The following is an 11,891-nucleotide window of genomic DNA, read 5'->3' on the forward strand; positions in this document are numbered from 1 at the left end:
AGGTAAAATAGGAGGGTTAGAATAAACTAATATTTCGTCATATTTCATCATCTTAGGAGCTTTAAAGATAAACATTATAAATAATGAAAAGAAATTAAAGATTCGACCAAATTTAGATTTATTATCAAATTTAGAATATTTTAATCGTTCTATATTGATACCTTTATAGTTCGCCTTTTTCTGAATGTTTTTTTCTTTGCTATACTTATATGGCCACCCACAAATAACATCTACTTGCATGCCTTTTTCTACTAAATCTTCAGCCATTTGTGTTGGTAGCGTAGCTGATGAAACATATTCAGGATAAAAATACTGACATAATATTAATAATTTTTTCTTTCTCATTTTAATATTACACTCCTACACTATCTTTTTGCTTTTTAATACCATTGATACCTAATAAATTTAACACTAAGAATTTAATTAAATTTGCAATTAAAGTAGCCCAGAAAAATCCACTTAAACCAAAGGAGATAGTTACAAATATTGCTACTATAATATATATAATTGTATGAATAGTAATATAGTTAGCTTGCTTAGTAATCGAAATATGCTTAGTATTTAGAGTTTGAATCATAATACTTATCGCATTAATCAATACCCCTAAGTTACCTATAATAATTAAATGTTTAAAATCTTGAGGGTCAGTCTGATATAGCCAAGATACAATAAAAATTGTAAGAGGGTAACTAATAATCATTACAATAATAAGGGCAACTATACTATATAAATTAACGCTTATATACTGTTTAAATTTATTCCAATTAGAATTAACAGATATGTATGATAAAAGAACATTATTTACAGGATACATAAATGTTGCGAGCATTTTACCTACAAAAGTAGCTAAAAAAGCTAATGTAACTGCTTTACCTCCTATAAATGGTAATAAAATTAATCGATCAAGATATAAATTAACATTATTTAATCCATTCGTGCCTAAAAGCATAATAAAATCTTTTAGTATAGGCTTAGATTCTGGGGAATTATCGCCTGATTTGAGATGTCTTAATGCAAAAATTGTATATGCAACTGCAAATAATTCACTCATTAAAAATACAATAATCCAATAATGTACAATTAAAAACACAAGGAGTCCAATCATCATTCCAACGAATTGGACTATGGCTACATATAATATTTTGTTATATTCTAATTTCATTCTAAAGAATACATTTAAATATATTCTTAAACACATTAACAGGTTAATAATCAATAGAATGAAAATATCCAAAATATTTAAATTAAAAAATACAATTAATATAACTAAAAGGACTACTGTTTCAATTAGTATTGAAGTAAATAATGTCTTGGAAAATTTTGAAAAATGGTAATTCGGTGAATAATGGTCCACATTAATCAAACGAATGTTATTTAATGTATTACCTAATACGACACTAGCAATTGTTAGTATAGTGTATATTGTTAATATCTCTCCAAATGCTTTATCTCCTACCCCTCTATGTATAAAAGGATAAGCAATAAATTGTAAACCTAATGCTATAAGTAAAGAACTTACAATTGTTTTTAAGGTATCAATAATAAATAATTTTCTAGACATTTTTACGGCGTCCTTTAGTTATGAAGTAAAATAATATAAACCATAATTCGCTTGTTACTAAATAATTTGAACTAAACATTAACAACGTAACAGGATATATAGTTATAAATAAAACTAATAAATCTAGTGAATTCGGATCATAATTTTTAATTAGGTTTATTACTAATAATAATAGAATAAATGATATAACTAATAACCCAATTATCCCAAATGATAATAGCATTTCTAGTATCATATTATGAGGAATATTATGAATAAGATGATAATAATTAAATGGGCCATAACCTAACATTGGTTTTCTAGATATATAATACATACTCATTTCATAAATTGGTCCCCTACCTGAAGTACCACCTACATCAAAACTTCCACCTTTAATATAAGAGAACGTTCTGCTATCTCCTCCACTTTTATAAATAAATGCTATTAAAGAGAAGGCAGCTACAGATGCTATCATATAAATTAAAATTTTAAAAATAGCAGGTAATTCTCTTTTAAAAGTTAAAATGATTAAAGTGATTAAAAAATACAATATTAATAGAATGGCTCCACCGCGCCCGCCAGGTATAAAAACTGAAGGTAAGGTAAGTGCAGTCATAACGATATAAAATATTCTAAATCTAACTTGTACTTTTAAAATAATATATATCCCTAACCCAACGGTAAATGCTGATAAATAAGATGCATTTTGATAATTCATTAGTCCAAAATCTATGTACCCAGGAAGTTTATCAATTAAATATGGTATTAAAATTACACATAAGAATGTGAATGAAAATAAGATAAATACCCATTTAAAAAACTTTTCTACTAAACTTTTAGAAAGATATTTGATATACACTCCACATATAGCAGCAGGTATCGACCACATAACAAAAAATCTAATATTATTTTCCGATAATTTTTCATTATTATGGGGGGATATTACAAATGCTATAAACATAAGAACTACTATTAATATTAATAGGGCAAAGCCCATAGGAATTTTTAATGTTTTAATTATATCTACTAATGCATACAATATTGTAATTATTGCTATAATTACCATCGTTGGGTAATATAATGGCTCAATTGGTATGTGAAATGTTTCTTTGAATAATGTTGAAACTACAATAAATAAATTCATGCTTATTATTGAGCATAGCATAAAGTATTTCATTTTAATCCCTCTCTTGCTATACTGTCTGTTTATATATTTTAACTAACTGTTTACTTTCATTTTGCCAATTAAGAATTTTAGACGCTTCAATTGCATTTTTTCTTAATTTTTTATAAAGCTCTTCATTCTCTACTAATTTCTTAACTGCTTCAGCTATATTTTCAGGAGTTACTTCATCAATTACGATGCCAAAGTTATATTTATCATTTAAAAAGTAATGTTCTTTAACTGGAGATAAAATTACTGGTAATCCTGCATGTATACATTCAAAAATTTTATTTGATACTGTATATTCAAAATTAATTGATACTGGCTTAGTTAAAACTACTCCAATATCACTTTCACTTAATTTTTTAACTAAATCTTTAACTTCAACAGGTTTATCTACTCTCACATTAGCATTAGTAGCACTGATTAATTGTTTTATCTCATCTTCAAGTGGACCAAATCCTCTGACAATATAATTTATATTTTTTTGTCCATCTATTGTAGATGCTTTTACAAATTCTTCATAACCACGATCAGCAACAATTTGTCCTTGATAAACAATCTCATTAACATTATTGTCTTCAGACAATTTTATCGATTCATCTAAAAATGGTGCATTAGTTATAACATACGGCGTTTTTTTATAGCCTTTATCTGTATAATAAGATTTAGCTGCATGACTCACCGTAATAAATGAATTTACTCTTTTAGCTATAATATGCTTTTCTATTAATTCCACTATTTTAGAAATTGGTGCATATTTATTTATAAAAGCATTTTTAGCATAAATTTCATGCGCATCAAAAACTATATTTGCCTTCTTATAACCACTTAGATAAACCATTAATAATACGTCAAAATCATTGGCATGAATAACATCAGGTTTATACCTTTTAATTTGTCTAATAACACCTTTAGCGAAATTGATTCTCTTTAACAATTTACTAAATATTGAATTATTATCACTTTTTTCTCCAAGAAGTTTATATTTGAAATCTAAATTTTTCAAACGTTCTTCAGTAACATTCTTATTATTCATACCAACCATTAAATGAGTATTGGTAATATTTTTAATTGTTTCCATTTGTTTCAAAATTCTAGGATCTTGAACAATATTACTAGATACTATATTTAAAATTTTCATTAATCTCTTCCTATTCCTTTGAAACTTTTAAATTATTAAGAGTAAAGTTTTTATTTTTTAAAGTTTTAGGATCCATAGTCCACCATTTACTTTCAAGTAGTTGGGCAATAGTATCTTCATCAAATCTTTTTTTGATTTTCTTTGCAGGTACGCCACCTACTACTTCATAAGGAGCAATATCTTTTGTAACTACGGAGCCCGTGGCTACTATAGCGCCTGTTCCGATTCTTACTCCATCAAGGATGATAACGTTAGCTCCAATCCAAACATCATGTTCAATAATTGTTTTTTTAGGATTTTCATCGAATTTTAAATATGCTTCTTTAGTACCAAAAGGATTATTATTCGAATAAAAAACCGGGGAACTACTGAAATAATCTACTGGATGCTTACCTAAGCCCATCTTTACATCAGAAGAGATTGAGCAATAGTTCCCAATATCTACATTATTAAAGTCACTACCAAATCCAATATAACTATATTTCCCAATAGATGAATTTCTTATTTTACAAAATCGATCTATATAATTATTTCCTTCAAAAGTTGAATTTCTAATATAGGCTAATCTATTAACTCTTATATTTTTTTCTTTTGAAGATGAAGATTTTAATAAACCTAATAATTTATTAATCATGATTTTCTCCAAGTATTGCGATTAATAATATCTTTATAACTTTGAATAATTTTAACTACTTTAGTTGATACATTAGTATCTTTATAATCAATAGCGTCAATCATAGGTTCATCATTTTCTTGCATAGATTTAGCTAATTCAACAGATTGAACAAGGTTATCGTATGAAATACCACCTACAATGACCGTACCTTTATCAAGTACTTCAGGTCTTTCAGTTGATGTACGTATTAAAACACCTGGGAATTTTAAAATTGATGACTCTTCAGATAAAGTACCACTATCTGATAAAACTACAAATGCATTTTTTTGAAGTGCATTGTAATCAAAGAAACCAAATGGTTTTAATTGTCTAACTAGTGGATGGAATTTAAAGTTTCTTTCTTCAATTTTTTTCCAACTTCTAGGGTGTGTAGAATAAATAACTGGAATTTGATATTTTTCAGCAATATCATTAATTGCATTCATTAATGATAAGAAGTTTTTCTCGTTATCAATATTTTCTTCACGATGAGCTGATACCAAAATATAATTTTGAGTTTCAAGTTCTAATTTATTTAAAATATCGCTCTCATCAATTTTATAAGCATATTCGTCCAATACTTCTTTCATAGGTGATCCAGTTACAAAAATATTTTGTTTTTGGAAACCTTCGTCTAATAAGTAACGTCTGCTATGTTCTGTATATGGCAGGTTTACATCACTTACATGGTCAACAATTTTACGATTAATTTCTTCAGATACATTTTGGTCGAAGCATCTATTACCTGCCTCCATATGGAATACAGGAATTTTAAGTCTTTTTGCAGACACTGCTGCTAAACAACTATTTGTATCACCTAAAATTAATAATGCATCTGGTTGTTCTTCAGCTAATACTTCGTATGATTTAGCTAAGATATTTCCCATCGTTTCACCTAAATGACTACCTACAGCTTCTAAATAATGATCTGGTTCTCTCAATTCTAAATCCTCAAAGAAGACTTGATTTAATGTATAGTCATAGTTTTGCCCAGTATGTACTAATACTTGATTAAAATATTTGTCACAAGCTTTAATTGTTGCTGATAATCTAATAATTTCTGGTCTAGTACCAACAATTGTCATTAATTTTAATTTTTCCATTATTTAGACCTCCAAAAAGTATGTGTCTGGATTATTTGGATCAAAGATTTCGTTTACCCACATGATTGTTACCATGTCAGTATCGCCTAAGTTTTCAATGTTATGTGTATAGCCAACTGGAATATCCACTACTTCTAATTTATCGCCAGAGACATGATATTCAGTTACTTTATCATCTCCAACTTTTCTAAAACGTATAACTCCTGTACCTGAAACCACTAAGAATTTTTCATTTTTTGTATGATGCCAATGATTTCCTTTAACAATACCTGGTTTAGAGATATTAACTGAAACTTGACCTCTATCTTTAGTTTTAAATATTTCTGTGAATGAACCTCTATTGTCAACATTCATTTTTAAAGGATAACTAAATTTATCTTCAGGAAGGTAACTTAAATATGTACTATGTAAAGCATGTTCAAATGAATCTTCAATATTTGGAAGAGATTTATCATTTTCCATATTTCTGAATTGATATAATAATTTAGCAATCGTTCCAAGTTTCACTTCATAAACATTTGGAACTTTTGGTTCACCATTTTCAATATTCGGATGACCTTCAATAGCGTTTTTAAATTCTTTTATAACATCATCAATATAATTTAAATTCAGTACAACATTTTCATCGTTAACTTGAATTTCTTCATCTCTAGCAATTTTATAGCAGAATGTTGCGATGACTGAGTTATAATTTGGTTTACACCATTTACCGAATAAATTAGGTAAACGATAAATTAAAACTTTATTTCCATTTTCTTTTGAAAATTGTTCAAGTACACCTTCGCCATGTCGTTTACTATTTCCATAAGGATTATCATTAGCAGCTTGAATTGATGACGATAAAATCACATCTGGTTTCTTAGGATTTTCTTTTAGAATTTCTAAAACTTCACTTAAGAAATCTACATTACCCTCTTTGAATTCTTCTTCTCTTTGAGGACGATTAATTCCAGCTAAATGTACTACTGAATCAGCTTCTAATAAGTATTTTTTTAAATCTTCGGAGCTAGTTTGTCTATTTACTTCAAGAATTTCATTATCCGTAGTTGCTTTCAAATCTTCTTTAAGGTTTTTACCTACAAATCCATTTGAGCCTGTTATAACGATTTTCAATGTAAACTCTCCTAACCTTTTTTATAGTTATTTAATTCAGTTCTTACATATTCTAAAGATAACAATTTTTCTTTAATTTCCTCTACAGTTAAAATATTAGTATTATCTGAGTTGTATTCATAAGCTTCTGTAATTTTTTCACTGCCATTTTCATAGTATTTACTGTAGTTTAAATCTCTTGAATCTGCCGGTACACGGAAGTAACCTCCCATATCCTCACATTGAGCATATTCTTCTCTAGTTAATAAAGTTTCTGCTTTTTTCTCACCATGTCTTGTTCCAATAATTTTAATTTCATTATCAGCCTCAAATAATTGTAGAAGTGCTTCTGCTAAGTCTCCAACAGTTGAACTTGGTGCTTTTTGAACCATAATGTCACCAGTTTTAGCATGTTTAAATGCATGGACAACTAATTCAACTGCTTCTTCTAAACTCATTAAGAATCTAGTCATATTCGGATCAGTAACTGTTAACGGTTCCCCCGCTTTAATTTTGTCAATAAACAATGGAATTACTGACCCTCTTGAAGCCATTACATTACCATATCTAGTACCACAAATTAATGTTTGTTCACTATCTACATTTCTAGATTTAGCCACGAAGACTTTTTCCATCATTGATTTAGAAATTCCCATTGCATTAATAGGATAAGCAGCTTTATCTGTTGATAAACAAATTACTTTTTTAACATTATTACGTATAGCATTTTGTAAAACGTTTTCTGTACCAATAATATTTGTTTTTACAGCTTCCATTGGAAAGAATTCACAAGAAGGTACTTGTTTAAGTGCAGCAGCGTGGAAAACATAGTCAACTTCTCTCATTGCAGTTTCCACACTATGAGAATCTCTTACATCTCCTAAATAAAATTTTAATTTAGGATTATTGTATTTCTTTCTCATATCATCTTGTTTCTTTTCATCACGTGAAAACACTCTGATTTCTTTGATATCTGTATCTAAAAATCTTTCCATAACAGCATTCCCAAACGAACCTGTTCCACCAGTGATTAATAGTACTTTGTCTTTAAACATATTAACTCTCCTATTCATTAGCTATCTTAATAATTTTTTCTTTTTTAAAATCTTTCGCTAAATCACTAACAATCGCATCTACTTCTTCTTTAGAGAAATCTCTAACTTTGCCACGATAGATTTTTTCGTATACTTGTTCCGGATGTATTTCGTTTTCATTTAATAATTCTTCATACATCTTTTCTCCTGGTCTGATACCACTAAACTTAATTGGAATTTCGTCCTCAGTTTTCCCACTAAGTCTTATTAAGTTTCTTGCCAAATCGACAATTTTAACTGGTTCTCCCATATCTAATACGAATACTTCTCCACCTTGAGCTAAAGCTCCTGCTTGAAGTACTAATCTTGATGCTTCTGGAATAGTCATAAAATATCTAGTCATATCTGGATGTGTCACAGTTACTGGACCACCTGCAGCAATTTGTTTTTTAAATAATGGGATGACTGATCCGCGAGAACCTAAAACGTTACCAAAACGTACTGCTACAAAGTCTGTTACACAATTTTCATCATTTAAACTTTGGACTACCATTTCCGCTACACGCTTAGAAGCTCCCATTACATTTGGTGGATTAACTGCTTTATCAGTCGAAACCATTACAAACTTTCTTACTCCCACATTTTTAGCGGCAGTTGCAACATTTCTAGTTCCTAATACATTATTTTTGAATGCTTCTATAGGATTGTATTCCATAAGTGGTACGTGTTTATGTGCAGCTGCATGGTAAACTGCATATGGTTTATATTTATCCATAACTTCTTGAATACGATCCCCATTTTGCACATCTGCAATAATAGGTATGATTTCAATTTTATCTTTATATAAATTAGTTAGTTCTTGATGGATAAGATAAATACTATTTTCACCGTGTCCAAGTAAGAGTATTCTTTCAGGTTGAAACTTACAAACTTGTCTACAAATTTCAGAACCTATTGAACCTCCTGCCCCTGTAACCATAACCGTCTTATGAGTAAGTTCTTTAGAAATCATCGCCATATCTAGTTCTACCGGTTCACGACCAAGTAAATCTTCAACTTCAACTCTTTTTAGTTGATTAACCTCAAGTTCTCCTGCTAATACTTGTTCAATGTTTGGCATTTTAAATAATTCAATACCAGTACTATTACAAATATTATTAATCTCTTTTAAACGCTCTGGTTTAAGAGTAGGTATAGCAATAATTATTCTTTTAATTCTAAATTTATTTACTAAATTTGGAATATCATTTATTGTCCCTTGAACTTTTACGCCTTCGGTAATAGTCAATTTTAATTTTTGAGGATCATCATCAACAGCTAAGACTGGTTCTAAGCCCATTTCAGGACTTCTAAGCATTTGACGAATAAGCAATGATCCACCTCGTCCAGCTCCAACAATTAAAGTTGGTTTCTTTTGTTGTTTTTTACCAACAACAAAGCCACGTGCTACTCTCCACGAAATACGTGAGCCACCAATTAGAATTAAGTGCATCATCCATGTGATTAAATACAATCTAAAGAATGGTGGATGACCTGTAAATACTGGAACTGCAATCATCGTTACTAAAATTGAGCATGTTACCGCTTCAACAATGAGTAATAATTCGTTAACACTAGCATATTCCCAAGCACGATGATATAAGTTAAATATGTATGCAAATACGTGATGTGATATAAGTAAAATTATAGATGTAAGTATTAAAATATTATGTGAGTATCCTTTAAAGAAAGGTTCTAAAATGTTGTAACAAATGAAAACAGAAAACGCTACAATTAGTGAGTCAATTATTATTAATATAAGTAGACGTTCTCTTGCGCTTAATTTATCCACGCATCTATCCCCCTAACTTACTTTTCTTATTTATTAAAATAAACCAAATAATTTCTTTTGCTTATAGTCTTGAGTAGGTTGCATTTTAGGTATATCTTCATTATTTACTATATATCTAGCATTATTCATAAATTTATTTATGCTTTCTTCATATTTTTGCAACTTTTTATCTTTTAAAAGACTCTCTATTATAAATGGTCTATTTTTATCATGATGCGCGTCTGATGCTATAAAATGACTCAAGTTATTTTCAATCATTTGTAAAGATAGTTTCTGAAGTTTTTTACCGTGTTGTCCAGCCAATGAAGCAGATGTGATTTGACTTAGCGCACCGCCGTTAATTAATTCGAATAATACATCTAAATTTTGGCTAATTTCTTTATTTCTCTCTGGGTGAGCAATAATAGGAACATAGCCCTTAGATTGTATTTCATAAAAAAGACGACTAGTGTAATGTGGGACACCACTAGAAGGAAATTCAATTAATAAATACTTAGAATGATTTAAGCCAATAGCTTCATTCTTTTCTAATTGTGGTAATATTTGATCACTTATTCTTATTTCTTGACCTGGATAAAGCTTAATCCCTAACTCTTTTACCTCTTGCATTTCAGAAAGTTGTTGTAGTTTCTGTTGTACATTTTCGTATTCGTTATCAAAAGTAGGACTTAAATGATGAGGAGTCGCAATAATTTCTGTGACTCCTTCATTTTTTGCTTGTTTTAATAAAGCTATCGCAGCTTCTTTTGTTTTAGGACCATCATCAACATCGATCAAAATATGATTATGTATATCAATCATTTTATTCATCTTCCCCATAATAATAGTAACTTGATGACTTATCTTGTTCTGTTTTATTTAATACTGCACCTAAAATACGTCCTTCTGCTTTTTCAATTAAAGATTTAGCTTTTTTCAATTCATTTTTGTTATTATGTTCAGCATCAATAACAAGTACGCAATCACGAACATATTGTAAGAAAACTTGCGCATCTGTCACAGTATTGACAGGCGGAGTGTCAATTAAAACAAAATCATATGAATCCAATAAAATATTTAATAATTTCTCAAATTTTTCAGAAGCTATTAATTCAGATGGATTTGGCGGCACCGGACCAGAAGTCAATAAATCTAAATTTTCGACTCTAGTTGAGCGAATTGCTTGATCGATATCACTTTTCCCAATAATTAGATTAGAAAGTCCATCATAGTTTGAAACTTCAAAAACATAATGTTGAGTTGGCTTCCTCATATCTCCGTCAATAATAAGCGTTTTATAACCTGCTTGTGCATAGGTGATTGCTACATTTGCTGAAACAATACTCTTACCTGCTGCCGGTTTTTCAGAAGTTACAATAATGCTCGTCGTTTCTTCAGCTCCTGAAAACATAATATTAGATCTAATTCCTCTGAATCTTTCACTTGCAACGGATTTAGGCTTATCGTGTACATGCAAAGGATGTTCTAGTTTTTTTCTTACTTCTTTATTCTTTTTAGCCATTTGAATTACTCCTTATTTAAGTTTGTGAATAGAACCTAAAACAGGTATATTTAGTTCTCTTTCAACGTCTTCTTCTGTTTTAATTCTTTGGTCAAAGATAGCTTTTAAAATTAAAATAATAATCGCTAAAAACAATCCTAATAAAATAGCAATTACACTATTCAAGATTGGATTTGGAGAAACTTGAGTTGCTGTGCCATTAGCTCTAGATAAAATTGAAACATTATCTACTTTCATAATTTTTGGCATTCTTTCTTTAAATACATCTGAAACTTCATTCGCAACTCTTTCTGCATCAGCTTTATTTTTTGATTTAACTGCGATATCTAAAATTTGTGATTGATCTTTGTTAGAAACAGTCATCATCTTTTCAATTTGTTTTACTGAAAACTTTTTATCTTTTTTAGCAACTTCATCTAAAATTCTAGGGCTTTTAACAATTTCAGAATATGTATTAACTAATTGAATGTTTCCTTGTACTTCTTGAGCCATCATCTCAGGATTTTTTTCTCTCTGATTAACTAAAACTTGCGTACTTGCTTCATATTGTGGTTTTAATAAGAAGAAAGTTATAGCTAAAGTGATTAAAAGAAATATTAAAGGTAAAAGTATAAGTAGCCACCAATTTTTCTTTAATATCTCCAATATTTTTGATAAATCTAATGAGTTTTCCATATTTACCTCCAATGATTGATTTCGGTATTAATTTTATATTTTTATAAATGTTTTTACAACACAATTTAAAAATATAAATTATGTATTTTATTGAGATTTTTACTTTAGAAATCTAATCAATTATTAATTATCGAATATATTGCTATAA

At 29.0% G+C, this 11,891-nt stretch carries 11 protein-coding genes and 1 pseudogene; all 12 read right to left on the reverse strand.

Annotation, left to right across the window (positions count from 1 at the left end; all coding sequences use genetic code 11):
- Positions 1–345, reverse strand: a pseudogene (locus CD127_RS10305) (glycosyltransferase WbuB); the annotation flags it as partial.
- 7 nt (positions 346–352) lie between these two features.
- Complete coding sequence (locus CD127_RS10310; RefSeq protein WP_103366648.1) at positions 353–1,561, reverse strand: polysaccharide biosynthesis protein; 1,209 nt, start codon at positions 1,559–1,561, stop codon at positions 353–355.
- A complete protein-coding gene (locus CD127_RS10315) occupies positions 1,554–2,720 on the reverse strand; it encodes an O-antigen ligase family protein (RefSeq protein ID WP_103366649.1) in 1,167 nt (388 codons plus the stop codon). The genes CD127_RS10310 and CD127_RS10315 overlap by 8 nt, the downstream gene beginning before the upstream one ends.
- A 16-nt stretch (positions 2,721–2,736) precedes the next feature.
- On the reverse strand, positions 2,737–3,852 hold the full coding sequence (locus tag CD127_RS10320) for a glycosyltransferase (RefSeq protein WP_103366650.1): 1,116 nt from the start codon (positions 3,850–3,852) through the stop codon (positions 2,737–2,739).
- A gap of 10 nt (positions 3,853–3,862) precedes the next feature.
- Complete coding sequence (locus CD127_RS10325) at positions 3,863–4,486, reverse strand: CatB-related O-acetyltransferase (protein WP_103366651.1); 624 nt, start codon at positions 4,484–4,486, stop codon at positions 3,863–3,865.
- Positions 4,483–5,610, reverse strand: coding sequence for a non-hydrolyzing UDP-N-acetylglucosamine 2-epimerase (wecB, locus tag CD127_RS10330; protein WP_103366652.1), 1,128 nt, complete (start codon positions 5,608–5,610; stop codon positions 4,483–4,485). Before wecB ends, CD127_RS10325 begins: the two co-directional genes overlap by 4 nt.
- Before the next feature lie 3 nt (positions 5,611–5,613).
- Positions 5,614–6,723 carry a polysaccharide biosynthesis C-terminal domain-containing protein gene (locus CD127_RS10335; RefSeq protein ID WP_103366653.1) on the reverse strand — a complete coding sequence of 370 codons (1,110 nt, stop codon included), beginning with the start codon at positions 6,721–6,723 and terminating at the stop codon, positions 5,614–5,616.
- An 11-nt stretch (positions 6,724–6,734) separates the two neighbouring features.
- Positions 6,735–7,757 (reverse strand): nucleoside-diphosphate sugar epimerase/dehydratase, encoded by a 1,023-nt coding sequence (locus tag CD127_RS10340; RefSeq protein WP_103366654.1) that lies wholly within the window; start codon positions 7,755–7,757, stop codon positions 6,735–6,737.
- A 10-nt stretch (positions 7,758–7,767) separates the two neighbouring features.
- The gene (locus CD127_RS10345; protein ID WP_103366655.1) at positions 7,768–9,567 is read right to left on the reverse strand and encodes a polysaccharide biosynthesis protein; all 1,800 of its coding nucleotides are present in this window, start codon (positions 9,565–9,567) and stop codon (positions 7,768–7,770) included.
- A 33-nt stretch (positions 9,568–9,600) separates the two neighbouring features.
- Positions 9,601–10,368: a tyrosine-protein phosphatase gene (locus CD127_RS10350; RefSeq protein WP_103366656.1), complete on the reverse strand. Its 768-nt coding sequence runs from the start codon at positions 10,366–10,368 to the stop codon at positions 9,601–9,603.
- 1 nt (position 10,369) lies between these two features.
- Positions 10,370–11,068 (reverse strand): tyrosine-protein kinase, encoded by a 699-nt coding sequence (locus CD127_RS10355; protein ID WP_103366657.1) that lies wholly within the window; start codon positions 11,066–11,068, stop codon positions 10,370–10,372.
- Positions 11,069–11,080: 12 nt separating this feature from the next.
- Positions 11,081–11,743: a Wzz/FepE/Etk N-terminal domain-containing protein gene (locus CD127_RS10360; protein ID WP_103366658.1), complete on the reverse strand. Its 663-nt coding sequence runs from the start codon at positions 11,741–11,743 to the stop codon at positions 11,081–11,083.
- Between the last annotated feature and the right edge of the window lie 148 nt (positions 11,744–11,891).

The sequence above is a fragment of the Staphylococcus petrasii genome, assembly GCF_002902565.1.
Lineage (GTDB): Bacteria > Bacillota > Bacilli > Staphylococcales > Staphylococcaceae > Staphylococcus > Staphylococcus petrasii.

Coding starts and splice junctions, on each gene's coding strand:
- CD127_RS10310 (WP_103366648.1), bottom strand. CDS start 1,561: ATGTCTAGAAAATTATTTATTATTGATACCTTAAAAACAATTGTAAGT.
- CD127_RS10315 (WP_103366649.1), bottom strand. CDS start 2,720: ATGAAATACTTTATGCTATGCTCAATAATAAGCATGAATTTATTTATT.
- CD127_RS10320 (WP_103366650.1), bottom strand. CDS start 3,852: ATGAAAATTTTAAATATAGTATCTAGTAATATTGTTCAAGATCCTAGA.
- CD127_RS10325 (WP_103366651.1), bottom strand. CDS start 4,486: ATGATTAATAAATTATTAGGTTTATTAAAATCTTCATCTTCAAAAGAA.
- wecB (WP_103366652.1), bottom strand. CDS start 5,610: ATGGAAAAATTAAAATTAATGACAATTGTTGGTACTAGACCAGAAATT.
- CD127_RS10340 (WP_103366654.1), bottom strand. CDS start 7,757: ATGTTTAAAGACAAAGTACTATTAATCACTGGTGGAACAGGTTCGTTT.
- CD127_RS10350 (WP_103366656.1), bottom strand. CDS start 10,368: ATGATTGATATACATAATCATATTTTGATCGATGTTGATGATGGTCCT.
- CD127_RS10355 (WP_103366657.1), bottom strand. CDS start 11,068: ATGGCTAAAAAGAATAAAGAAGTAAGAAAAAAACTAGAACATCCTTTG.
- CD127_RS10360 (WP_103366658.1), bottom strand. CDS start 11,743: ATGGAAAACTCATTAGATTTATCAAAAATATTGGAGATATTAAAGAAA.